Raw genomic sequence first — 24478 nt, forward strand, 5'->3', positions numbered from 1 at the left:
CCCGCTACTCGGCCTCCCCGGCTACTTGTCGACCCATGCCTCGTCCAGGTAGACGCCCGCTCCACTCGGCGTGCCCGTGATGATCAGGTCCTTCACGTAGTCCTGGGTGAAGAGGTATCCGGTCTGGTATCGCCAGTTCCGCAGTGGGGCGTCGTTGGAGATCTCCCCGTTGACCACTTCGTATGCCTCCGAGACCGCCTCCGGATCCTGTGATGCCCGACTCGTCTCGAATGCTTCGTCCACCTTGGGATTCGAGTAGCCGGTGATATTGCGCGTGCCGTTGGAGTGGAACCGCTCGTAGATGCCGTCCATGTTCTGCGACAGGGCGGCCGCGATCCCGAGCTGGAACTCACCCGCGTTGAGGGCACCTTCGAGCGTGGCGTAGTCCATAGCGTCGATCTGGATGGTGAGTCCGTCGATCTGTTGTGCCTGCGACTGCAGGACCTGCGACACCTGCTCGAGTGCGGGAAGACCCGCGAATGTGCTCAGACGCAAGGTCAGATCGGACTTGCCGGTGCGGTCCAGATACTCGTCGAACAGCTTCTGTGCCTCTTCGATGTCCTTCTCGGGGAACTTCCCGAGCGAGTCGTCGCGGTAGGGACTGTCCGGATAGAGGAACGCGTCGACCGGTTCGTCGCCCGGGTACACGGCGCTGTTGATCTGGGCGCTGTCGAACGTCTTCAGGATCGCGAGGCGTAACTGCGGGTCCTTCAGGTCGGGGTCTTCGAGGTTGAAATTCAAGCCGGTTCCGCCGACGAGGGGCAGGCTGTGGACCGTGTACCCTTCCGCTTCGATCGCCTTGGCATCCTTCGCCAGCAGCGACCAGTCGATGTCGATCTCGCCGGCACGCAACGCGTTCAGACGCTGGTCGTCCTGGCCGATCACTTCGAGTACGTAACTGTCGAGGTACGGGGCGCCTTCGTTCCAGTAACCGGGGTTGGCCGTGTAGGTTGCTTTCGAATTCCGGACCCAGGTGTCGAGGGTGAAAGGACCGGCACCGATCGGCGCGTTTCCGAAATCGGGGCCCAGCTGCGTGATCGCTGTCGGCGACCCGATCATGCCGAGGCCCTGTGTCAATGCCCAGGGAAGCTGGAAGTTCGTCTGTTCCGAGACGACTTCGACTGTGAGTGGGTCGACGACCCGCCACGTGAGCGGAGCCGCGACCAGAGCAGAGGGCGAGAGATTCGCTGGATCCTTGATGCGATCCCAGTTGAAGACGACAGCGTCGGCGTCGAACGGGGTGCCGTCGGTGAACTGGACACCGTCCCGAAGTGTCAAGGTCCATGTCCGGCCGTCCTCGGAGTCGAACGACGACGCCATCGAGGGCACGAACTGTTCGTCCTCGACGTCGTAACGTATGAGGGTGCCGAAGACGGGCACACACCGTTCGAATGCGTTGCTGGCACACCAGACCGGATCCATCGTCTTGCCCTCGACGTTGATGGCCATCACCAGTTCGCCGCCGGGTACGGGCGTGTCGGAACCTGTGCCTCCACCTCCCGACGAATTCCCACCACCGCACCCGGCGGCCACCATCACCGACGCGACGGCCAGAAGCAACGGTCGAGAAATCCCTCGTCGTGCACCGACTCGCGGCAACACGTGCAGTCGACTCACTGGCACTTGCACTCCTGTCGTAGTTCCGGGCCTGCTGCGGGTACCAGCCCCATCGGGACCACTACCCGCAGCAGGCACTTCCGAGATTCGCGGTCAGGGTTATTCGGTAACCCAGATTTCCTCGGGCAGCGGCGATCCGAGCGCATACACCTCGACACCGTGCACGTTGTCGGCCCATACGACTCCGGGGACGGCGCGGTAGTACCAGATGCCCGGGACGAGTTCGGTCAGACGTTCCTGCACCGTGTTGTACGCGGGCTTACGCTCGTCGACATCCTCCGAGATGCGGCCGGCATCGAGCGCGGCATCGAGCTCGGGATCGGACACGCCCACGTTGTTGCCGGCCGAGGCACTGTGGAAGGCCAGCCACAGCGGGGAGTCGGGGTCCTGGATGACGGCCGAGGAAATCAGCATGTCGAAGTCATGGGATCCGGTCCGCGCCACAGCCTGGGGGTAGTCGACCACGTCGACGTTCATCTCGACGTTCTCGAATGCGCTGAGCTGCGCCTGGAGTGCCTCACCGAGGGTCCTGCTCTCGGTGGTCGGGTACGACAGGAACGAGAACGACACCGGCTTGCCTTCTCCGGCGAGTTCGTCGAACAGCTTCTGGGCAGTCTCCGGATCGGTCTCCTTGAGCGGGATGTCGGTGAAGAACGGTGAGCTATCGGCGAAGAGCGTTTCCGGGACCTCGCCCAGTCCGTTGTAGACAGCGGTGTTGATCGCGTCGAGGTCGACGGCGAGTGCCACGGCGCGACGGGCACGCTCATCGTCGAACGGTGCGCGCCGGAAGTTCATGCCCATGAACTGACCGCCACCGGTCGCCACGACTTCCGCGTTGAGGCCCGCACTCTCGAGCTTGTCGATGCTCTCCCAGTTCGTCTCCGACGCGAGATCCGCTGCGCCGGTGGTCATCGCGTTCACGCGCTGGTTGGTGTCGCTCACCGTGCGGATCGTGAGGCTGTCCAGATACGGTTTGGGCGCATCCCAGTAGTCCGGGTTCTTGGTCAGTTTCACGGCGTCCTGACGTGACCACGATTCCAGAGTGAACGGTCCGGCACCGATGGGGTTCTCGTCGAATGCGGCCTGACCCTGTTCGAGCGCGGCGGGGGACGCGATCCAGTTCAGCGAACTCCCCACGACCGCCTGAGCGTAGTGCGGGTTCTCCGATCGCATCGTGACCGTGAGAGTGGTCGGATCCTCGACGCGTGTCTCCTCGATCTGCGCTGCCCACCGTCCCGAAGTGGATCCCAGCGTGGGATCGGTCAGACGATCCCAGTTGTACTTCACTGCGGCGGCGTCGAGCGGTGTGCCGTCGGTGAAGACGAGGTCGGGCCGAAGCTTCAGGGTGAACGTCTTGCCGCCGTCGAGGGTCGAGAACTCGGTGGCCATCCTGTAGTCGATCTCGAGGCTCTCGATATCGTTGATCATCAAGGTGCCGTACAGCGCGTTGCCGAGCGTGGGCTGGAATGCCCAGTAGTTGGTCAATGCGGCGGGATCGAGCGACCGTGGCTCACCCGTCTGCAATACCTCGAGGGTGCCTCCCGCGACCGGATCCCCCGATTCGATCGGCGCGCTCGGACCATCCGAACCCGAGTCGCCGCACGAGCTCAGGAGGAGGACGGCAGCGAACGCAGCTGCGCCTGCTGACAGTACACGTCTGTGTCGAAACATCATGGCCTCTCACAAGAATGGGGTCGTCCCGGACGATGCCCGTGGACGGTCGGAGGTCGAGGTACGGCAACGGATATCGGCGTACAGAGATCGACAGCCCGGACAATCGAGACGCCCGAGCGTGACGGCGATCACAGGAAGTATCACCATTCCCGCGCCAACATTCAAGTATTGCCATCCTTGTAATGATTGAAGTAGCGTGCGAACCGAGCGCAACCTCCGTACGTGCCCGGGTGGGCTGAGGAAGGAATTCGGTTTCTGATGTTTTCGGCAGTAGTGATCGAGAAGGGCGAAACCGGCCAGACGGTGACGCGCACGAGCATTGAAGAAACGGCACTCCCCGAAGGGGACGTGACCGTCGACGTGGAATATTCCACACTGAATTTCAAGGACGCATTGGCCATCACCGGCAAATCCCCTGTGGTGCGGAAATTTCCGATGGTCCCCGGTATCGACCTCGCCGGCGTCGTCTCCGACAGCTCCCACCCGGAGTGGAAGGCCGGCGACCGCGTCGTCCTCAACGGCTGGGGCGTCGGCGAGACCCACTGGGGTGGATTCGCCCAGAAGGCACGTCCGAAGGGCGACTGGCTGATCCCCCTGCCCGACGCGTTCAGTGCACGCCAGGCGATGGCGATCGGCACCGCCGGGTACACGGCGAGCCTGTGTGTGGATGCCCTGGTGGACTTCGGCGTGGCCCCCGAGCAGGGCGAAATCCTGGTCACCGGCGCAACGGGTGGTGTCGGCAGCGTCGCGATCGCTCTGTTGACGAAGGCCGGGTTCACCGTGGCCGCTGCGACCGGCAAGACAGCCGAGGCCGAATACCTGCAACAGCTGGGTGCCTCCACCGTCATCGACCGCGCCGAACTCGCCTCGGCCGGAAAGCCCATGCAGAAGGAGCGGTGGGCCGGCGTCATCGATACCGCAGGTAGCCATACCCTTGCCAATGCGTGCGCGCAGACCCGCTACGGCGGTGCAGTCGCCGCGTGCGGCCTGGCACAGGGCATGGATTTCCCGGCCTCGGTGGCGCCCTTCATCCTTCGCGGAGTGTCGCTGCTCGGGATCGACAGCGTGATGGCGCCGCGCGAACGACGCCTGACCGCGTGGGCACGCCTGTCCCGCGATCTCGAGGCGAGCACGCTCGACACGATCACCCAGGAGGTGTCGCTGGAGGAGGCGATCACCGCGGCGAACCAGCTCATGGACGGCACGGTGCGCGGCCGCATCGTCGTCGACGTCAATCGATAACAGGAGCACCAGTGACAAAGAAGTCCGAAAACACCAGCCCTGTCGAACTCGACCTGTCCGACGTCGACCATCGCGTCGGAAAACCAATCGGTGGCGGGCAACTGTGGGATCCGTGCAGCACCTCCGACATCCGTCGGTGGGTGATGGCGATGGACAACCCCAATCCGATCCACTGGGATCACGAATTCGCACGTAATTCGCGATACGGCGGCATCATCGCCCCGCAGTCGATCGCCGTAGGATTGGACTACGGCCACGGCGCGGCGCCGGCGTGCGTGGGACGCATCCCCGAGAGTCATCTCATCTTCGGCGGCGAGGAATGGTGGTTCTACGGCTGCCCGGTCCGCCCGGGCGACAAGCTGTTCCAGGAGCGGCGCTTCCACGACTACAAGGTGGCCGAGACGAAGTTCGCCGGCCCCACCATGTTCTCGCGGGGCGACACCGTCCACAAGAATCAGAACGGTGTCCTCGTCGCCAAGGAGCGTTCCACCGCCATCCGGTATCTGTCCGCCGAGGCCACCAAGCGCGGGATGTACGAGAACCAACTCGGCGAGAAGAAGAAGTGGACCAACGCCGAGCTGCTCGACATCGAGAATCTCCGCTACGAATGGCTCCTGACCACCCGGTCCGGAATCTCTCCGCGTTTCGACGAGGTGAAGATCGGCGACACACTGCCCCGACGGGTCCTCGGGCCCCACACCATCGCCTCGTTCACCACCGAGTACCGTGCATTCCTCTTCAACATCTGGGGCACGTTCGAGTGGGTGGCACCCGAAGGCATCGAGGATCCGTGGGTCTACCAGGATCCGGGCTGGGTCGAAGGTTTCGGCTTCGACGAGGAAGGCGCCAAGATCGATCCGCGTAAGCGCGACGGTCTTTACGTCGGCCCGTCCCGCGGACACATCGACGAGGAGAAGGCCGGCGAAGTCGGCATGGCGCGCGCCTACGGATACGGCGCGACGATGGGCGCCTGGTGCACCGACTTCCTTGCCAACTGGGCCGGCCTCGACGGCATGGTGCGCCACATCAAATCGGATTTCCGCGGGCCTGCCTTCGAAGGCGATGTCACGTACTTCGACGCCGAGATCGTCGACAAGGAGCCCATGTCGACCTGGGGCGTACCGCTCGTCCAGGTCAAGCTCCGACTGACCAACCAGGACGGCACCGTCCTCGTGTCCTCCCTCGCCGAGGTCGAGCTGCCGCTCTAGCGGCACCGCGCAGACAACAGGAAGTCATCCATGAGTACTGAGACGAAGGCAGAAGCGGTGGACTCTGTTTCGATCGTGTCGGGACCACCGCTGAGCGACGAACCCGGGCTCGGAGCACTCACCCTGCCCGGTTTCCTGCGTGAGGTGACCGAGCTGTACGGCGATCGCGAAGCGCTCGTGATGCACGGAGCCGACGGCGTCACGCGATGGACCTACTCCGAATTGTGGGAGCGGGCGATCGACGTCGCGCGCGCACTGCGGGGGCTCGGCCTCGCGAAGGACGGGCGCGTGGGCGTGCTGATGACGAACCGCCCGGAGTGGATCACGGCGGTCTTCGGCGCCTCCCTTGCGGGAGGCGTCGCAGTCACACTCAGCACGTTCTCGACCCCGTCGGAGCTCGAGTACATGCTCGAGACCTCGGGCGTGGAGATCCTGCTGTTCGAGCGCAATGTCCTGAAGACGGACTTCGCTGCAGCCCTGACCGATCTGGAACCGCAGATCGGGGCGGCCGGGAGCGCCGAGGTGCATTCGGCGAAGTTTCCTTTCCTCCGTCACGTCGCGATGGTCGGGAAGAAGGCCGAAGGCGAGTCGATCGAGTCGTGGGACGAGTTCCTCATCCACGGACAATCTCAGCCCCGCGAACTGGTCGAGGCGTCCGCCGCGGCAGTACAGCCCAGCGATGTGGCCGTGCTGTTCTTCTCCTCCGGTTCGACCAGCAAGCCGAAGGGCATTCTGAGCGCGCATCGCGGGGTGTCCATTCAGATGTGGCGATTCCGGCGGATGTACGGATTCTCGCCCGAGCTGAACATTCGATGCTGGACGGCGAACGGCTACTTCTGGTCGGGGAACTTCGCGATGGCGCTCGGCAACACCCTTGCCAGTGGTGGGTCACTGGTCCTGCAACCGACCTTCGATCCGGGCGAAGCACTCGAGCTCATCGAGAAAGAACGGGTGAACTTCCCGTTCGCCTGGCCGCACCAATGGGCTCAGCTCGTCGGCGCACCGAACTGGGACAAGGCGGATCTGAGCAGCCTCCGCTACGTCGACTTCAATACCCCGGTTGCACGTCACCCCACGGTGACAGACGAGTGGCACGAGCCTGGCCACGCGTACGGAAATACCGAAACCTTCACGATCAGTACGTGTTACCCCGCCAATACCCCGCCCGATGTGGCCGCGGGCAGCAGCGGAAAGCCGTTGCCCGGAGTGACGATCCGAATCGTCGATGCATTGACCGGCGAGGTCGTTCCCCGAGGTGAGCGAGGCGAGATCTGTGTCAAGGGACCGACGTTGATGCTCGGCTACATCGGCACTCCGCTCAGTGAGACGGTCGACGATCACGGGTTCTTCCACACCGGCGACGGCGGCTACGTCGACGACACCGGGCGCCTCTACTGGGAGGGCCGGCTCACCGACATCATCAAGACCGGCGGCGCGAACGTGTCTCCCCTCGAGGTCGACGAAGCACTCGTCGCGTACCCCGGGGTCAAGGTGGCGCGCACGGTCGGTGTCCCCCACGACACGCTCGGGGAGGTCGTCGTCTCCTGCATAGTGGCGCACGCAGGAGCCGACCTCGATGTCGCCGGGGTTCGTGGATACCTACGCGAACGGCTTGCCAGTTACAAGGTTCCGCGGGAGGTTCTGTTCTTCGACAACGACGAGATCAGCCTCACCGGCACCGCGAAGATCAAGTCGAGCGACATCAAGGAGCTCGCCATCAAGCGTCTCCAGAAATAGCCGACCGCCACCAGAGCGAGAGGTCCTGCACACGTCGGCAGTGTGTGCAGGACCTCTCGCTTCTCGCGTTCGGATTCAGGAGGCGGGCCGGTACCGCTGTGCGAGGTACGCCCGGTGCAGAGCAGGTGAGCCGAACAGCGAGCGGTTGAGCGTCGCGCGCTTGAGATACACGTGGATGCCGCTCTCCCACGTGTAGCCCATTCCTCCGTGCAACTGCATGGCCTTGCCGGCGATCTCGACGGCCGCCGCACAGCTGTAGACCTTGGCCATCGAGGTCGCAGTCGTCGCCTCCGGGTCTTCGGACACCAGGCTGCGCACTGCCGCGTCGACCAGTGTTCGGGCCACCGTCACCTGGACGAGCATGTCGGCGCAGGCGTGCTTGACCGCCTGGAACGAGCCGATCTTGCGCCCGAACTGCTCGCGCATCCCGGCGTAGGCAACGGTAGCGTCGAGCATCGCCTCGCTCGAGCCGAGACTGTCGCAGGCCACGCCCACAGCAGCACGGTCGTGCAGCCGGTGCAGTGCCTCCTGCGGATCACCGTGGAATCGCCACAACGATTCCGGCGGGATCGCCACCCCCTCGGCGAGCACCGTGCCGAAACTGCGTGTCGCGTCCACGACCGGCTGTTCGGTCACCACGAGTCCGGGCGCCCGCGGGTCGAGATCGATGACGACGATCGTGCCATCGGGTTCTCGCGCCGGTACGAGGAGCCGGTCTGCGCCGGGAGCGTCGAGCACGAACGCCGCGGCGCCCCGCAGAAACGCTCCCTGCGGCTCGACCTCCACCTGGAACTGGGCCCGGCCTGCTGATTCCCCGCCGAGGACGAACACCGGAACGGTGCTTCCCGAGGCTGTGTCGCGGAGTAGACGCTCACGCTCGGGGCCGGATTCGAGGAGCGCGAGGGCCGCCACGGTGAGTGACGCGACCGCCGGATAGGGCCCGCGTGCGGACGCGCGGCCGATCTCCCGGAGAATCACGGCAACCTCGGCGAAGGTGCCGTCGGCACCGTCGAATTCGCTCGGAACTTCGAGGCCGAGCCATCCGGACGTGCTGATCGACTCCCAGTCGACCGGCGCGTCGTGGCCTGACCGTGCCAACAGGCCTCGCGCGACGGACCGTAGTTCGTCGTGGAACTCGGACAGGTCTGGGAGTGAGTCGGTCATCGATGTCCTGTCGGCTCGCGGGGCAGACCGAGGCCACGTTCCCCGATGATGGTGCGTTGGATTTCGCTGGTTCCGCCCGGGATCGTCCACTCCCACGAGCCGATGAAATCGAGCATCCATGCCCCTGATTCCCACCCGCTGGACTGAGGTTTCCGCAGATCCGTGTGTGCGGCGAGACCCGCGATCTCTGTGCCGAAATCGGTCATGCGCTGGAGCAACTCGCTGTAGTAGAGCTTGACGATCGACGCGTCGGCCGGCCCCGGCCGGTCGGCGGCGACGAAATCCGTCACCAATGCGCGCAGCCCCGTGAGTTCGATCTCGAGTGTGGCGAGCCTGTCTGCGACACGAGTGTCGTCGAGTGGGGTCGTCCCGTCGGGGCCCGGTCGGGTGCACAGGTCGACGAGCAGGCGGAACCCGCCGTGACTCAGTCGCTCGGTGAGTTCGAGCATGGTCATGCCGCGCTCGGCTCCGAGTGTTTCCTGCGCGACCCGCCATCCTTCGTTCTCGGGTCCGACGAGGTTCGTCGCAGGAATGGCGACATCGTTGAGGAATATCTCGCAGAAGTGCGCTTCGCCGGTCGCTTGCCTGATCGGACGCACTTCGACTCCGGGGGTACGCATGTCCATCAGGAAGTACGAGATGCCCTTGCGCTTCGGGGCGTCGGGATCGGTGCGGGCCAGCAGCAGGCACCGGTCGGCGTACAACGCGCCGCTGGCCCACAGTTTCTGACCGTTGACGATGTAGACGTCGCCGTCCTTGCGGGCGCTGGTCGCGAGTGCCGCCATGTCGGATCCTGCGCCGGGCTCGGAGAAGCCCTGGCACCAGATCTCGCCGTCGAGGATCGCGGGGAGATGGCGGTTCCGTTGTTCGTCGGTGCCGGCGGCAAGAAGCGTCGATGCGGCGTGATGGATCGAGACGAAGGGCAGAACCAGTCGGGGTGCGTCGTGGGCGGCCAGTTCCTGGTACAGCACGACCTGTTCGGCGACGGACATGCCGCCTCCCCATTCCTCCGGCCAGTGCGGCACGGCGAAGCCGGCTCCGCGTAGTTCCTGGAACCAGGACTTCTGGAAGCGGACGAATTCGTCGTCGTGGACATCGGTTTGGGCCCGGCGCCAGTCTGCGGGGATATGGTCGCGGCACCAGCTGCGGACCGAGGTCCGGAAGTCCTCGAGTGTGGACGCTCCGACGCTTGTCGCCCCAGCACTCATCGCGCTTCTTCCTTCTCCCTCGGCGTAGTCTTCCTCACCGCATTCTCCCGGTTGACTGCATTCTCCCGGAGAGCGAGCAATCTGTCGCGATGCTCGGCGGACTGCATGGTCGCGATCTCCGCCGCGAAACCGGCCTGCAACGGACCGCCGAGCGCTTGGGACAGATACATGTTGACCACACGTTTGGTACTACGCAACGCCTGTGCGGGTTGTGCCGCGAGGCGTTCGGCGAGGCGTCGCGCCTCGGACAACAGGTCGTCGGGCGCAGTGACGCGCGAAGCCAGGCCGAGTTCGACGGCCGTCGTCGCCGGAATCCTATCGCCGGTGTAGAGGTATTCCCGCGAGCGCAGGATGGGGGTGAGCAGCGGCCAGAAGGCCGCGCCCCCGTCGCCCGCGACGAGCCCTACTGCGACGTGCGGGTCGGCCAGGTACGCCTTGTCGGACATGAGGACCACATCGGACAGCACCGCAACGCTACAGCCGAGCCCCACCGCGGGCCCGTTGACTGCCGCGATCACGGGCAGCGGGAAGCGGAGCATCTCGTCGATGATCTCGGCGCCTTCCCGGACGCTCTCGTCGCGCGCGACCGGATCGTCGAGGAACGAGATGATCCAGTCGAGATCACCACCCGCGCTGAAAGCACGGCCCGCTCCGGTGAGGATCACCACGGCAGCGTCGGTGTCGGCGGCGAGCTGACGCCACACGTGCGCGAGCGCCCAGTGCAGGTCCTTGTCGACGGCGTTGAGTTCATCGGGCCGGTTGATCGTCACGATGCGGACGGGGCCTTCGCACTCGACGGTCAGTGCGTCCGGGAGTTCGTACTTCACAGCATCGCCTTCTCGGGAGCTATCGCCTTCTCGGGAGCTTCGGAGAACAGGCCGGTGAGCCCGCGCCGATCGATCCGTTTGGTCAGTGCGTCGACGGTTCCGGACGGTCCCCACGGGATTCGTCGCAACGGAATGCTGTATCGGGAGATCCAGGACACCGTGGTTTCGTCGCAGAATCCGCTCGCTCCGTGCAGTTGGTGCGCGACCCGGAACACGATCTGTGCCGCTTCGACGGCAGCCAACCGGAACGCGAGGGCGTCGTCGAGTGCCTCGTCGTTACCCGCCTGGATGCTCCACAGCGTGTACTTGGCGAGCACGTCGAGTCCGGTTCGTTCCACCTCCGCCTCCGTGAGCTGGAACTGGACGCCCTGCAGTTTCGCGAGGGGCGCCCCGAACTGTTCGCGCAGGAGCACGTGCGAGCGGGTCAGATCCATTGCCCGATCGAGCATTCCGAGGAGGGTCCAGCACGGGAGTGTCAACGCGAGGGCCAGGTCCTTCGCGCCGTCGTCGTCGATCGGCCGGAGGTCGAGCTGGGAGGTGAACGCCGACATGCGCGGCGGAGTGCTCGGTGGGCGGGCGTCCACGAGACTGCGCCGCCCGTCGACACTCACCGCGGCCCACCGGAGGTCGAGACACGCGATGGGCGCTTTCGGGTCGGCATCGTCCACTACGACCAGTCCATCGACATCGAGGTCTGCGGGTCGTGCGAGCCTTTCTGCCACAGGATAGGGCACCGCCCAGAAACCCACGCTGCGGCACAGCGCTGCGGCCGCTTCGAGTTCGTCCGCATCTCCGCGGGGATCGAGCTCCCAGGCGCCGAGCTCACCGAGTGTCGGCTCGACGGTGTTTCTGCGGTGATCGGGATCGCTTTCGATCAGCTGGGCGAGATCGTCGCCCCCCGCGGCTTCCAGAGCACGGAGCGCTTCGCGCCCGTAGTCGGTTGCTTCTTTGCTCAGTTCAGTGTTCATCATGCCGCCAGGAGGGCTCGGGCCAAGAGAATCCGCTGCATCTCGATGCTGCCGGAGGCCACCGTGGCTGCCTGTGAGTAGCGCCAGTGATCTTCGACCGCGCGGCGGAACCACTTGGCGGTGTCGTCGTCGAAATCGTTGGTGTCGGCGCTCGGTGGCGTCGCATACGTGGCGATCTCGGTGAGGACCTCAGCGCTGTCCTGATCGAGAGTCGTCACCGCGATCCGGTACGCCGCGGCGTCGCCGGGCTGGACAGCGCCTCCGCTCTGCATCGACACCACCCGGTACGCCAGCAGCCGTGCGCGACGGCAGTGCGTGAGCATTCGCGCCCACCGCGCCTTCAGTTCTCCCGGCAGGTCGTCCCATCGCGCACCGAGGACCGACGGTGCGGCCTGCAGCAGGCGCTCGCAGCGGGCGTATCGGGCAATGCCCACGCGCTCGTACGCGAGTACTTCCTGCACGACCTTCCATCCCTCGTCGACCGTGCCGAGTACATCGGCATCGGTGACGCGGAGGTCGTTGAAGAAGACTTCGTTGAGATGGTGCGGGCCCAGCATCGCCCGGATCGGGCGGACTTCGATGGCCGGATCGGACATCGGGACGAGAAAGACGGTGAGTCCCTGCTGTTTCCGCCCGTTGTTGGAGGTGCGGGCCAACAGGAAGCACCATTGCGCCATCGTGGCGTAGGACGTCCAGATCTTCTGCCCGGAGATGAGCCAGCCGTCGCCGTCCCGGCGCGCGGCGGTACGCAACGACGCGAGGTCGGAGCCGGCTTCGGGTTCGCTGAATCCTTGACACCAGATCACTTCGCCACGCGCAATGGGCGGAAGGTGAATGTCCTGCTGTTCCGCGGTTCCGTGACGCATGATCGTGGGACCCACCCAATTGACGCCCATGTACTGCGCGCCGCGGGGCTCATGGTGCGCCCACATCTCCTCTCGCACCACTGTCTGTTCCCAGATCGATGCACCACGTCCGCCGAATTCCTCGGGCCACGTCATGCACAACAGCCCGCTGTCCGCAAGGAGGCGGCAGAACGCTTGCGCCGCTTCGAGATCACTCGGGTCGTCGGTGAATGCTCCGAGGAAATGCGGGGGGACGTGCTCATGCACCAGCCGGCGCAGCTCACCCCGGAGTTCAGGGGCGGCACCACCCATCGTGAAGTCCATGCCCGGACATTACGTCAATCCTCACAAGGATAGCAATGCTTGCCAATTTGAAACCTCTCAATACTTGGAAGAAAAGACACCCTGTCGTTAGACTGCAACCCATGCGTGAAAGGCGAGTTTCTTGACGACCCCGCGGCGTGGCCGAGTGCCACAGCGCCGTATCGCCGAAACCGTCGCCGACGAATTACGCGACCACATTCTTTCCGATGACGATTACCGCCTGCCGACACAGGACCAATTGGTCAAGGACTTCGGCGTCAGCTACCCCTCGGTGCGAGAAGCCCTCCGCATTCTGGAAACCGAAGGACTTGTCACTGTACGCCGCGGCAACGTCGGCGGCGCCGACGTGCATCGCCCCGACGAATTCTCCGCCGCGTACCACCTCGGGCTCTCGCTTCAGGCCGGCCGGGTCACACTCGAAGATCTCGCAGCCGGTCTCCAGCTACTCGAGCCGATGTGCGTCACCGAGTGCGCGAAGCGCCCGGACCGCGCCGAGATCGTCGTCCCGGCCCTCAACGCATCCATCGACGCCTCCGCCGAACTCGTCGGCGACGGAGTCGCATTCACGCAGGCCGCCCGCGAGTTCCACGATCTGATCGTCTCGTTCACGCCGAATGCCACGATCCGTTACGCAGTGCGCAGTTACGTCGCCCTGTGGTCCGCGCAGGAGGAAGCCTGGGCCGAGGCCCTCACCCGCCGCGGCGAGTACCCGTCCGAGGGCAAGGCCGAAGACGCCGTCCACGCACACCGCCGCATCGTCAAGGAAATCGCCGACGGGCGCGTGGCCGAAGCCGAACGACTCGCACGCTCCCACCTCGCAGCAACCCAGACGCTCGTCCTCGACCGGTTCGGCGACACCATCGTCAACGCGTCAGCGGCAATGACGCGCAACACGTTCCCTGCACGCCAACGCCCACGGAACTGACTCCGGGGCACCCCGCCCCGCACTGCTGCCCCGAGAACGGCCGGGCTCGGTCTCCTGACCGAGCCCGGCCGTTCCGCTCTACACCGACGCCGACGCCTTGCCCACCCACTCCACGGGGCGCACACTCACGAGAACGTGATTCTCTTCACATCAGACCAGCCTAGCTCAATCCTTACAAGGATAACAATACTTGTAGCGCTGGCCGGTTCGTGATTAACTGCCAGACACCACTCGGGAGTGGCTTGCATCACTAAATACCCATGAGAACCGGACATAGACCCATAAACCGGAGTCACTCCCTCTCGAACACTGCGGAACAACGTTCTCGCTGAGTGCGGATCCGCGTTCTCACACAGGAGGAGACCTACCTTGACGCAAGGGTCGCGCTACACAGGTCCAACGACACACCTCGCCGAAGGGTGGAGTCTCAAACGACTCACTCCCCCGAGCCGCCTGTTCGGCGCAAACGGCATCCGAGCCGGCGCAGACGGTCGCATCTACGTCGCGCAGGTGGCCGGTAGCCAGATCAGCGCGTTCGATCCCGACAACGGCGCAGTGGAGACCATCAGCCCCAAGGGTAGCGACATCGTCGCCCCCGACGACCTGGCCTTCCACCCCGACGGGGAGCTCTACATCACCGAGTACTACGACGGACGAGTCAGCATCCGCTCCGACGACGGAAGCACGCGCCTGCTGCGCGACGACCTCCCCGGCGTCAACGGCATCACCTTCCATCAGGGCCGGCTCTTCGTCGACGAGTGCCGCCCCGACGGACGCCTGATGGAAATCGACCTCAACGGCGGCGCACCGAAGGTGCTCGTCGAGGGTCTCCAGTTGCCCAACGCCCTCGAGGTCGGCCCGGACGGCAAGCTGTACTACCCAGCGCTCGGCACCAACGACATCTGGCGTATCGATCCGGACGGCGGCGAACCCGAACGCGTCGCCGGCGATCTCGGTGTTCCGGTCGCATTGAAGTTCGACTCCGAGGGCTACATCATCTCCCCGCAGGTGGGCTCCGGACAGGTACTCCGAATCGACCCGCGCACCGGCGACAGCACCGTGCTGGCCGATATCGGATCGGGTCTCGACAATCTCACCTTCATCGGCGACCGCCTGTTCGTCTCGAGCTTCACCGGCCAAATCACCGAGGTCCTCGGCGGCGGCGAGACGAAGACCGCGCTCGCAGACGGCCTCACGTGGCCCTTGGACCTGACCGTGGGAACGGACGGCACACTCTACGTCGCCGACGGCACCTTCCTGCTCGCACTCGAGGCGAGCGGCGAACTTCGCACCGTCGCAATGCTCTTCCATCCCGGATGGCCCGGGTACATCCGGGGCATCACCTCGGTCGGCGACGGCGAGTTCATCGTCGCCGGCGATACCACGGTCTCGCGGTACCGGCCCGCCGCCGCCGAGAGCGAGCTGCTGTTCGGCGGGCTCGAACAGGCCTACGGCGTGGCAGTGTCCGCCACCGGAACCGTTGCGGTGGCAGATATCGGCACGGGCAAGGTCCATTCCGTCGGATCCGGGCAGGCGGAGGTGCTGGCGGCGGGTCTGCAGGACCCGACGGGGCTTGCATTCACCTCGGACAGCACTCTCCTCGTCTCCGAAGCCGGAGCGGGAAGGATCATCTCGGTGACGAGCGCCGGCATCGACACCCTCGTCGACGGTCTCGAGCGGCCACAGGGAATCCTGGTGCGCGGAGGAAAGCTCTACGTCGTCGACGTCGACGCCAAGACGCTGATCAGTGTGGATCTCGAGACCAAGGCCCAGCAGGTCATCGCACGCCATCTGCCCGTGGGCGCACCCGAGGGGATCACCCCGAAGCCACTGAAGGGTCTCGTTCCGTTTGCCGGTCCACAGGGGCCCTTCGCCGGAATCACCGCGGGCCCCGACGGCACCCTCTACATCTCCGCAGACGCCGAAGGCAGCGTCCTCGCGATCCGCGAAGGGAAGTGAGCATCCGATGAGCAACGATTTCCTCGATCTCACCGGTCGTATCGTCATCGTCTCGGGAGCGGCAGGCGGTGGCATCGGCACCTCGGTGACCCGCACGGTCGCGCAGGCAGGAGCCACCGTCATCGCTGTGAGCCGCTCCGAAGAGAACCTCAACAAACACATCGAACCTCTTGTTTCCGAGGGTCTTTCGGTAGTTCCTGTTGCAGCGGACGCATCGACCGACGACGGTATCGCCACTGTTCTCGACACCGCCCGCCGAACCGACGGCAACCTGTACGGGCTCGTGAACGTCGCCGGCGGCGCAGCACCTGCCACCTGGATGCCGGCCACCCGGGTGACGCGGGAGGATTGGCGCGCCCTGATGACGCAGAACCTCGAAACGATGTTCTTCATGAGCCAGGCGGTCGCAGCTGAGCTGAAGAAGAACTCGCTGCCGGGCTCGATCGTCTCGATCTCGTCGATCAGCGGTATGAACACCGCACCGTTCCACATCGCATACGGAACCGCGAAGGCGGCGCTCGTCGCCGCGACACGCACCATGGCAGTCGAACTCGCCACCGACAACATCCGGGTCAACGCCATTGCACCCGGCGTCACCGCGACACCTGCCTCAGGCACATACGTCGATGCCGACCCCGAGCGCGATCGTCAGGCCATCGCGATGGGCCGGCGAGGCACACCCGAGGAGCAGGCAGGTGCAATCCTCTTCCTGCTGTCCGACCTCTCCGGTTACGTCACGGGACAGACAGTACTCGTCGACGGAGGCTTGAACCTCAAATGGACCCATATGGGTGCCGACCACACGTCTCTGTTCCTCAAGGACGAAACCTTCCGCGCCGCCATCACTCGCTGAATCAGCCCAGTTTCAGAGGAGGATCTCATGACCGACACTGTCGACAACATCCAGAAAACCGATTCCGTAGCAACCGAACCGCTCTCCGAACCCCTGACGATCGGCGTCGAGGCGTACCTCTCGAGGGACTACGCACGCGCCGAAGGCGACAAGCTGTGGGCCAAAGTGTGGCAGCAGGTCGGCCGTGTCGAGGAGATCCCCAAGGTCGGCGATTACCTCACGTACGAAATCATGGACGATTCGCTGATCATTACACGAACGTCGCCCGACACGATCCGCGCCTATCACAACGTCTGTTCGCACCGAGGTCGCCGCCTCGTCGACACCCCCGATGGACAGCGTCAGGCCCGTGGCTGCGCCAAGCAGTTCGTGTGCGGCTTCCACGGCTGGCGCTACGACATCGAGGGCAACAACACGTTCGCCGCGGAGGAGGTCGACTGGAAGGACCAGCTGACCGCCGACAAAGCGCGACTCAAGGACGTCCGGGTCGACACCTGGGGCGGATGGATCTGGATCAACATGGATCCGGACTGCGAGCCTCTGCGGGACTACCTCGAACCCGCTGCATCGCTCCTCGATCCCTTCCAGCTGGAGAACATGCGCTACCGCTGGCGCAAGTGGCTCGTATTCGACTGCAATTGGAAGGTCGCCCTCGAGGCGTTCATGGAGACCTACCACGTGCCGTACACCCACCCGGAGTTCATGAACTTCGGCAAGTTCCTCGGCTGGTCGAGGGCTCAGGGCAAGCACAGCAACATCGGCTACGACGCGCCCAAGGGCATGGAGGAGAACCAGGCCAAGCTCCGGATCGGCAGCGGGCCGGACGCTCGCAAGGCGACGATCGACATGCAGAACTTCACGTGGGAGAACGCGAACACCAACACCACGCGGACCCTCGTCGACGCTGCACAGCGACTCGTCGACGAACTGCCCGAAGGCACCCCTCCCGAACAGGTCCTACGCCACTGGCTCGATTCCGCTCGTCGCGACGACGCCGAGCGCGGCGTGATCTGGCCGACAGTCCCGCCCGAGATCGTCGCCAAGAGCGGTACCGCGTGGCAGATCTTCCCGAACTTCCAGATCGGCCACGCCCTGAACAACATGCTCTGCTACAGCGCACGCCCGTACGGCGACGATCCCGACAAGTGCATCTTCGAAGCGGCAGTGTACGAACTCTTCCCGGCAGGCGAGGAGCCCCAGACCGAGTGGGAGTTCACCCCGCCGGACGATCCGGGCTGGCGCACGGTGCTTCCGCAGGACTTCCACAACATGTCCGCGGTGCAGAAGGGCATGAAGACCCGGGGCTTCTCGGGTCCGGTCCCCAACCCGTATCGCGAACGCAGCGTCGTCAACCTTCACCATAACCTGGCCACCTACATGGGCACCGGCGCTCCTCGCGATCTCGCCTGACTCCCGAACCCCCACTAACCGAGGACATTCACATGCAACCCTGCGCCCCAACGCAGACACCCGAGGTCGATCAGGAAGCCCTGCACCGGAAGTATCTCCTCGAGCGCGACAAGCGTCTTCGTTCCGACGGCCAGCAGCAATACCTCGAGGCCGACGATGAATTCGAAGAGTTCTACACAGGAGATCCGCACCTCCCGGTGGAACCACGCGAGCCGATCACCGGCGAGATCGAGGTGGTGATCCTCGGTGGTGGCTTCAGCGGCCTGATCACCGCGCACCGGCTCCAGCAACAAGGTGTCGAGGACTACAAGATAATCGAGCTCGGCGGTGACTTCGGCGGCGTCTGGTACTGGAACCGCTATCCCGGAATCCAGATCGACTCGGATGCATACTGCTATCTACCGCTACTCGAGGAAACCGGCTACATGCCCAAGGAGAAATTCTCCAAGGGCGATGAATGTTTCGAGCACGCCCAGCGCATCGGCAAGCACTTCGGGCTCTACGACCACGCGATCTTCCACACCCTCATCCGGTCGCTGGAGTGGGACGAAGAGATCAAGCGCTGGCGCATCAGTACCAACCGCGGCGACGAGATCCTCGCTCGCTTCGTCGTGATGTGCCAGGGCCCGTACAACCGGCCGAAGCTCCCCGGCATCCCGGGCATCAAGGACTTCAAGGGCCATACCTTCCACACTGCCCGCTGGGACTTCGACTACACCGGCGGTGACCTCCACGGTGGACTCGACAAGATCGGCGACAAGCGGATCGCCGTCATCGGCACGGGTTCGAGTGGAATCCAGGCGATCCCGCACCTTGCGCGGGGGGCGAAGCACTTGACCGTCTTCCAGCGGACACCGTCGTACGTCTTCGAACGCGCCAACTACCCGACCGACCCGGAATGGGTGAAGAGCCTGAAGCCCGGTTGGCGGGCAGAGCGGCAGCGCAACTTCCACAACGCCGCATTCGCGTTCTACAACCCGGGCGAGCCCGACCTCATCTGCGACGGTTGGACCGAGGTCGCGCGCAACCTTGCCGCGAAACTCAACGAGACGAACGGCTGGGCGGCACTCGCCGATCCGAAGAAGTTCCTCGAGCTCAAGGAGATCGAGGACTACAAGGCGATGGAACGGCTCCGTCAGCGGGTCGAGGCGATCGTCGAAGACCCGGAGACCGCGGAGAAGTTGAAGCCGTACTACCGCAACATGTGCAAGCGCCCGGTATTCAACGACGAGTTTCTGCCCACCTTCAACCGTGACAACGTCACCCTCATCGACGTGTCCGAAACGAAGGGTGTCGAACGCATCACGGAGAAGGGGATCATCGCGGACGGTGTCGAGCACGAGTTCGACTGCATCGTCTTCGCCAGCGGATTCGAGATCACCACTGCCCTCGAGCGTCAGTTCGATATCGCGCCGTTCACCGGCCGCGAGGGAACCTCGCTCTACGACCACTGGGGCAAGGGCTTCCGTACCCTGCACGGAATCATGGCGCACGGATTCCCTAACCACTTCGCGACCGGGTTCGTTCAGGGCGGTGTCACGGCGGCCACCACGCTGATGTTCGAGCAGCAGGCCGACCACATCGCGTACATCATCAAACAGGCGCAGTCTCGCGGGGTCACGCACGTCGAGCCGACGTCGGAAGCCGAAGAGGGCTGGGTCCAGACAGTTCGCCAGTACTCGGTCGACAACAGCACGTTCACGACGGAATGCACGCCCGGCTACTACAACAGTGAGGGCGAGCCGAACGGACGGTCGTTCCTCGGCGATCCGTTCTGGGGCGGATTCTACGAGCTCACCGAGCTGCTCGAAAACTGGCGCAGCACCGGCGATCTGGAAGGCCTGGTGCTCGAGAAGTGACACTTCGATTCGACGATCGTGTCGCCGTCATCACCGGTGCCGGACGAGGGCTGGGACGCGACTATGCACTGCTGCTCGCGTCGCTCGGAGCGAAGGTCGTCGTCAACGACCCCGGCGCCGCGATCAACGGAGAGAACCTCGACGCGGGGCCGGCCGAGGACGTGGTCCGGGAGATCCGGGCCGCCGGCGGTGAGGCGGTTGCGTGTGTCGAGTCCGTCGCGACCGCCGAGGGTGGCCGGGCGATCGTCCAGGCCGCACTCGACAGCTACGGCCGCATCGACATCCTCATCCACAATGCCGGCAACAATCGCTATGCGTCGTTGTCGGAGATGTCGTACGAGGATTTCGACGCGGTACTCGACGTCCACCTGCGAGGCGCGTTCCACGTTGTCCGTCCGGCATTTCCGCTGATGTGTGAGGCCGGGTACGGCCGGATCGTGCTGACCTCGTCGATCGGGGGTATCTACGGCAACGCGAACGTCGCCAACTACGCGGCGTCGAAGGCCGGGATGATCGGGCTGTCCAACGTAGCCGCGATCGAAGGGGCGGATCACGGGGTCCGGTCCAATGTGATCGTTCCCGCCGCGCTGACCAGACTGGCCGAGGGACTCGACACCTCTGCTTACCCACCCATGGGTCCGGAACTCGCGGCGCCGGTCGTCGGATGGCTCGCTCACGAGTCATGCTCGGTCACCGGCGAAATGTTCGCTGCCATCGCCGGCCGGGTCGCGAAGGTCTACATCGCCGAGACCCCGGGCGTGTATCGCCCGTCCTGGTCGATCGACGAGGTCGCCGACAACATCGATGTCATCCGCGATACGAGCGACCCGTGGATTCTGCCCGCAGTGTCGGGCCACGTCGACCACATCACGAAAAGCTTTGCGATAGCCATGGAGGGCACTACACATGTCGGTTAAGGTCTACGAACGAATTCTGGATCTCTTCGAAGCCGAGGGAATCAACACACTCTTCGGCATTCCGGATCCGAACTTCGTTCATCTGTTCCGCCTCGCGGAGGAACGCGGCTGGACAGTGGTGGCTCCTCACCACGAGGAGTCCGCCGGATTCATGGCGGAGGCCGTTTCCCGCATGACCGGCAAAGCCGCGGTGTGCATCGGTACGCTCGGCCCCGGTCTCGCTAACCTGTCCGGCGCGATCATGTGCGCCAAGGTCGAGAACTCGCCGGTGATCTTCCTCGGTGGTCAACGCGCCCGCATCACCGAGCAGCGTGTTCGGCGTGGCCGGATCCAGTTCGTCCAGCAGATGGCGCTCGTCGAGAATTCCGTGAAGTACCACGCGAGCATCGAGTACCCCGAGCAGACCGACGAGATCATCCGTGAGGGCCTGCGTAAGGCACTGTCCGGTACCCCCGGGCCGGTCTACATCGAGTACCCGCAGAACGTCATCCTCGAAGAGATCGACGCTCCCCCGGTTCTCCCGCCCGAGAAGTACCGCCTCGTGGGCCAGACCGCCGGAGCCGACCTGATCGCCAAGGCAGCCGAATTGATCGGGGCCGCAAAACAACCCGTTCTCCTCGTCGGTCATGGCGTGCACACCTCCAGGGCGGGCGCGTCCGTCAAGGAACTCGCCGACCTCATGGCATGCCCGGTCATCCAGACGTCCGGCGGCACATCCTTCATCGAAGGCCTCGAGGACCGCACCTTCCCGTACGGTTTCTCGGCAGCATCCATCGATGCCGTCGTGAACTCCGACCTGTGCCTCGCCATCGGCACCGAACTCGGCGAGCCCGTCCATTTCGGACGTGGTCGGCACTGGGTCGCGAACGAAGCGAACCGCAACTGGATCCTCATCGAGCAGGATCCGACGTCCATCGGGGTCAACCGCCCGATCGATGTTCCACTGGTCGGCGATCTGCGAGCGATCGTCCCGCAGCTCGTCGATGCCCTGAAGGATTCTCCGCGTACCCCGACCCCCGAACTCGAGGGCTGGATCAAGCAGGAAGCCGAACAGCTCGCCGAACTTGCCGAAACCGCACCGTCCGGGATGTCCCCCGTGCATCCGGCTCGCCTGATCGTCGAGGCCACCAAGGCGTTCCCCGCCGACGGCATCATGGTCCGCGACGGTGGCGCCACCACGATCTTCGGCTGGACCTACTCGCAGGCCAAGCCGCACGACGTGATGTGGAACCAGAACTTCGGGCACCTCGGCACCGGTCTCCCCTACGCTGTCGGCGCCGGTGTCGCTGCCGGCGGTAAGCGCCCGATGATGCTGATCACCGGCGACTCGTCGTTCCAGTTCCACATCGCCGAACTGGAGACGGCCGCGCGAGTGGGTCTTCCCCTCGTCTGTGTCGTCGGTGTCGACTACGCCTGGGGTCTCGAAGTCGGCGTCTACAAGCGCACCTTCGGTCACGACTCGCTCGAGACAGGCGTCCACTGGAGCAAGGAAACCCGCCTCGACAAGGTCGCGGAAGGATTCGGCTGCTACGGCGAGTACGTCGAACGCGACGAAGACATCGCACCCGCAATCAAGCGGGCCTACGCCAGCGGTAAGCCGGGCGTCATCCACGTCGCCGTGGATCCCAAGGCCAACTCGGAGGAAATGCCGAGCTACGACGAATTCCGCACCTGGTACGCCGAAGGCCAGCAGTGACATTCGCTCAGCAGTGAACTTCGTACAGGATCAGACGAGAGAACCGGGTAGCCATGCGTGAATATCTGAAGTTCTACATCGATGGACAGTGGACCGATCCGGCCCAGTCCGACACCTTCGAGGTCATCAATCCGGCGACCGAAGAGGTCGCCGGTACGGTGTCGCTCGGATCGTCGGCAGACGTCGACAAGGCCGTCGCCGCCGCGCGACGCGCCTTCCCCGCGTGGTCGGCGACCAGCCGCGAGGAGCGACTCGCACTGCTCGAGAAGATCCTCGACGTGTACCAGCGTCGGATGGGCGACATCGCTACCGCACTGACCGAGGAAATGGGTGCACCCGCTGCATTGGCGAGCGGCTTCCAGGTCAATCTCGGCCTCGGGCATCTCACCACCGCGATCGAGGTGCTCCGGAACTTCGTCTTCGAGGAGCAGCGCGGCGGCAGCCTCGTCGTCAAGGAACCCATCGGTGTCTGCGGCCTGATCACGCCGTGGAATTGGCCGATCAGCCTGATCGCTGTCAAGGTGTTCCCGGCCCTGGCCACCGGCTGCACGATGGTGCTCAAGCCGTCGGAGCAGTCACCCTTCAACGGCCAGGTCTTCGCCGAGGTTCTCGACGAGGCCGGAGTTCCCGCCGGTGTGTTCAACCTCGTCCAGGGCGACGGCCCCGGCGTAGGGCGAGCGCTGTCCGGGCACCCCGATGTCGACATGGTGTCGTTCACCGGGTCGACACGCGCGGGCATCGACGTCGCGGCCAATGCCGCAGCCGGCGTCAAGCGAGTCACGCAGGAGCTCGGCGGAAAAGGCCCGAACATCATCCTCGACGACGCCGACCTTGCTGAGAATGTCGGCAAGGGTGTCGCAACGATGATGATGAACTCGGGCCAGACCTGCAGTGCTCCTTCGCGAATGCTGGTCCCTGGGGAGCGCATGGAGGAAGCCATCGCCGCAGCACGCGAGGCGGCATCGCAGGTGACCGTGGGCGACCCGACCGGCGATGCCGCGATCGGTCCCGTCGTGTCGAAGGCCCAGTTCGAGAAGGTTCAAGGTCTCATCAAGAAGGGTATCGACGAGGGGGCGAACCTCGTGGCCGGTGGTGTCGGGCGGCCCGAGGGCTTGACCACCGGCTACTTCGTGCAGCCCACCGTCTTCGCCGATGTCAAGAACGACATGACGATCGCCCGCGAGGAGATCTTCGGCCCGGTCCTCACGATTCTGGGTTACGACAGCATCGACCACGCGATCGAGATTGCGAACGACACCGACTACGGACTGGCCGGATTCGTGGCGGGCGCGGATCTCGAGCTGGCCCGAAACGTGGCGCGACGGATCCGCGCTGGAAACATTGCGATCAATGACGCGTTCGACTTCGGGGCACCGTTCGGGGGCTACAAGAAGAGCGGAAACGGGCGTGAGTGGGGCGAATTCGGTTTCGACGACTACCTCGAGATCAAGGGCATTCTCGGTTACTCTCCCGAGGACGGCAGCTAGCATGGGTGCCGCCGACATGCGGGTTCTCCTCGCGCATCACGAGGTCCGAGCGTGCATCGTGCGCCTCGCGCGCGGGGAGGACCGTCGAGACGGCGAGGCGGTCAGTTCTTCGTTCTGGCCGGACGCCATCGTGGATTTCGGGATCTTCGCCGGCTCGTTCGACGACTACCTCGCGTGGGTGGTCCCGGGGTCTCCCGCCGTGCTGGTCACCCAGCACCTGCTCGGGCAGACGCACATCGAACTGGACGGCAACACAGCCCTGGCCGAAACCCATGTCACCGCGTACCACCGCGTCGACGTGGGAACCGAAGAGCGCGACACGGTGCTCGGCGGGCGCTACCTCGACCGTCTCGAAGAGCGCGACGGGCAGTGGCGAATTGCGGAGCGCACCATGCTCTACGACTGGTCCCGCGACGACGGTGTGTCCGCGGATTGGTCGCAGGGCCTCATGGGCACCCCGTTCAGCGGTGACCACTTCACAGGCAAGGCCACCGGTGATCACAGCGAGACCTTCTTCGGCACCGGCCCCTTCGCGATACAGAAATAACTCACAACACA

General features: G+C 64.7%; 19 protein-coding genes. 12 read left to right on the top strand and 7 right to left on the bottom strand.

All coding sequences use genetic code 11. The features are described 5' to 3' along the window. Positions 1-21: 21 nt before the first annotated feature. On the bottom strand, positions 22-1623 hold the full coding sequence (locus EV641_RS01985; protein ID WP_132470503.1) for an ABC transporter substrate-binding protein: 1602 nt from the start codon (positions 1621-1623) through the stop codon (positions 22-24). 93 nt (positions 1624-1716) lie between these two features. Beyond that, positions 1717-3291, bottom strand: a complete 1575-nt coding sequence (locus EV641_RS01990) for an ABC transporter substrate-binding protein (RefSeq protein WP_347238205.1) — start codon at positions 3289-3291, stop codon at positions 1717-1719. A gap of 258 nt (positions 3292-3549) precedes the next feature. Here EV641_RS01990 and EV641_RS01995 point away from each other — a divergent pair, with 258 nt between their 5' ends. From EV641_RS01995 to EV641_RS02005, 3 genes are read left to right on the top strand one after another with little or no spacing between them, the layout of a single operon-like run. After that, the gene (locus EV641_RS01995; RefSeq protein WP_132470506.1) at positions 3550-4533 is read left to right on the top strand and encodes an MDR family oxidoreductase; all 984 of its coding nucleotides are present in this window, start codon (positions 3550-3552) and stop codon (positions 4531-4533) included. A gap of 11 nt (positions 4534-4544) precedes the next feature. Next, a complete protein-coding gene (locus EV641_RS02000) occupies positions 4545-5741 on the top strand; it encodes a MaoC family dehydratase N-terminal domain-containing protein (protein ID WP_132470508.1) in 1197 nt (398 codons plus the stop codon). A gap of 30 nt (positions 5742-5771) precedes the next feature. After that, a complete protein-coding gene (locus EV641_RS02005; protein WP_241996748.1) occupies positions 5772-7478 on the top strand; it encodes a class I adenylate-forming enzyme family protein in 1707 nt (568 codons plus the stop codon). A 75-nt stretch (positions 7479-7553) separates the two neighbouring features. On the opposite strand, the gene EV641_RS02010 is transcribed toward EV641_RS02005, so the two are convergent. The 5 genes from EV641_RS02010 to EV641_RS02030 are packed head-to-tail and all read right to left on the bottom strand — an operon-like array spanning position 7554 to position 12814. After that, a complete protein-coding gene (locus EV641_RS02010; protein WP_054712552.1) occupies positions 7554-8642 on the bottom strand; it encodes an acyl-CoA dehydrogenase family protein in 1089 nt (362 codons plus the stop codon). Beyond that, the gene (locus EV641_RS02015; RefSeq protein WP_132470511.1) at positions 8639-9850 is read right to left on the bottom strand and encodes an acyl-CoA dehydrogenase family protein; all 1212 of its coding nucleotides are present in this window, start codon (positions 9848-9850) and stop codon (positions 8639-8641) included. The genes EV641_RS02010 and EV641_RS02015 overlap by 4 nt, the downstream gene beginning before the upstream one ends. Continuing rightward, positions 9847-10677: an enoyl-CoA hydratase/isomerase family protein gene (locus EV641_RS02020; protein ID WP_054712555.1), complete on the bottom strand. Its 831-nt coding sequence runs from the start codon at positions 10675-10677 to the stop codon at positions 9847-9849. The genes EV641_RS02015 and EV641_RS02020 overlap by 4 nt, the downstream gene beginning before the upstream one ends. Beyond that, positions 10674-11645, bottom strand: a complete 972-nt coding sequence (locus EV641_RS02025; protein WP_132470775.1) for an acyl-CoA dehydrogenase family protein — start codon at positions 11643-11645, stop codon at positions 10674-10676. The genes EV641_RS02020 and EV641_RS02025 overlap by 4 nt, the downstream gene beginning before the upstream one ends. After that, the gene (locus EV641_RS02030; RefSeq protein WP_132470514.1) at positions 11645-12814 is read right to left on the bottom strand and encodes an acyl-CoA dehydrogenase family protein; all 1170 of its coding nucleotides are present in this window, start codon (positions 12812-12814) and stop codon (positions 11645-11647) included. The genes EV641_RS02025 and EV641_RS02030 overlap by 1 nt, the downstream gene beginning before the upstream one ends. A 121-nt stretch (positions 12815-12935) precedes the next feature. Here EV641_RS02030 and EV641_RS02035 point away from each other — a divergent pair, with 121 nt between their 5' ends. From EV641_RS02035 to EV641_RS02075, 9 genes are all read left to right on the top strand, one after another. Further along, positions 12936-13739 carry an FCD domain-containing protein gene (locus EV641_RS02035; protein WP_132470516.1) on the top strand — a complete coding sequence of 268 codons (804 nt, stop codon included), beginning with the start codon at positions 12936-12938 and terminating at the stop codon, positions 13737-13739. 369 nt (positions 13740-14108) lie between these two features. Continuing rightward, positions 14109-15698, top strand: coding sequence for an SMP-30/gluconolactonase/LRE family protein (locus EV641_RS02040; RefSeq protein WP_241996750.1), 1590 nt, complete (start codon positions 14109-14111; stop codon positions 15696-15698). A gap of 7 nt (positions 15699-15705) precedes the next feature. Beyond that, positions 15706-16551 carry an SDR family oxidoreductase gene (locus tag EV641_RS02045; protein WP_132470519.1) on the top strand — a complete coding sequence of 282 codons (846 nt, stop codon included), beginning with the start codon at positions 15706-15708 and terminating at the stop codon, positions 16549-16551. 27 nt (positions 16552-16578) lie between these two features. Next, positions 16579-17961 (top strand): aromatic ring-hydroxylating dioxygenase subunit alpha, encoded by a 1383-nt coding sequence (locus tag EV641_RS02050; RefSeq protein WP_132470522.1) that lies wholly within the window; start codon positions 16579-16581, stop codon positions 17959-17961. A gap of 32 nt (positions 17962-17993) precedes the next feature. After that, complete coding sequence (locus tag EV641_RS02055; protein WP_132470525.1) at positions 17994-19820, top strand: NAD(P)/FAD-dependent oxidoreductase; 1827 nt, start codon at positions 17994-17996, stop codon at positions 19818-19820. Further along, entirely contained in the window at positions 19817-20737 is a 921-nt protein-coding gene (locus EV641_RS02060) for an SDR family NAD(P)-dependent oxidoreductase (RefSeq protein ID WP_132470527.1), read from the top strand. Before EV641_RS02055 ends, EV641_RS02060 begins: the two co-directional genes overlap by 4 nt. Continuing rightward, positions 20727-22433 carry a thiamine pyrophosphate-binding protein gene (locus EV641_RS02065; protein ID WP_132470530.1) on the top strand — a complete coding sequence of 569 codons (1707 nt, stop codon included), beginning with the start codon at positions 20727-20729 and terminating at the stop codon, positions 22431-22433. Before EV641_RS02060 ends, EV641_RS02065 begins: the two co-directional genes overlap by 11 nt. A 53-nt stretch (positions 22434-22486) precedes the next feature. Continuing rightward, positions 22487-23920, top strand: a complete 1434-nt coding sequence (locus tag EV641_RS02070; protein WP_132470533.1) for an aldehyde dehydrogenase family protein — start codon at positions 22487-22489, stop codon at positions 23918-23920. A 1-nt stretch (position 23921) separates the two neighbouring features. Further along, positions 23922-24467, top strand: coding sequence for a nuclear transport factor 2 family protein (locus tag EV641_RS02075; RefSeq protein WP_199233101.1), 546 nt, complete (start codon positions 23922-23924; stop codon positions 24465-24467). The last annotated feature ends 11 nt before the right edge of the window (positions 24468-24478 follow it).

The organism is Rhodococcus sp. SMB37 (genome assembly GCF_004345605.1).
In the GTDB taxonomy this organism is placed as follows: Bacteria; Actinomycetota; Actinomycetes; order Mycobacteriales; family Mycobacteriaceae; genus Rhodococcus.

Coding starts and splice junctions, on each gene's coding strand:
- EV641_RS01990 (WP_347238205.1), bottom strand. CDS start 3,291: ATGATGTTTCGACACAGACGTGTACTGTCAGCAGGCGCAGCTGCGTTC.
- EV641_RS01995 (WP_132470506.1), top strand. CDS start 3,550: ATGTTTTCGGCAGTAGTGATCGAGAAGGGCGAAACCGGCCAGACGGTG.
- EV641_RS02005 (WP_241996748.1), top strand. CDS start 5,772: ATGAGTACTGAGACGAAGGCAGAAGCGGTGGACTCTGTTTCGATCGTG.
- EV641_RS02010 (WP_054712552.1), bottom strand. CDS start 8,642: ATGACCGACTCACTCCCAGACCTGTCCGAGTTCCACGACGAACTACGG.
- EV641_RS02015 (WP_132470511.1), bottom strand. CDS start 9,850: ATGAGTGCTGGGGCGACAAGCGTCGGAGCGTCCACACTCGAGGACTTC.
- EV641_RS02025 (WP_132470775.1), bottom strand. CDS start 11,645: ATGAACACTGAACTGAGCAAAGAAGCAACCGACTACGGGCGCGAAGCG.
- EV641_RS02030 (WP_132470514.1), bottom strand. CDS start 12,814: ATGGACTTCACGATGGGTGGTGCCGCCCCTGAACTCCGGGGTGAGCTG.
- EV641_RS02045 (WP_132470519.1), top strand. CDS start 15,706: ATGAGCAACGATTTCCTCGATCTCACCGGTCGTATCGTCATCGTCTCG.
- EV641_RS02050 (WP_132470522.1), top strand. CDS start 16,579: ATGACCGACACTGTCGACAACATCCAGAAAACCGATTCCGTAGCAACC.
- EV641_RS02055 (WP_132470525.1), top strand. CDS start 17,994: ATGCAACCCTGCGCCCCAACGCAGACACCCGAGGTCGATCAGGAAGCC.
- EV641_RS02065 (WP_132470530.1), top strand. CDS start 20,727: ATGTCGGTTAAGGTCTACGAACGAATTCTGGATCTCTTCGAAGCCGAG.
- EV641_RS02070 (WP_132470533.1), top strand. CDS start 22,487: ATGCGTGAATATCTGAAGTTCTACATCGATGGACAGTGGACCGATCCG.
- EV641_RS02075 (WP_199233101.1), top strand. CDS start 23,922: ATGGGTGCCGCCGACATGCGGGTTCTCCTCGCGCATCACGAGGTCCGA.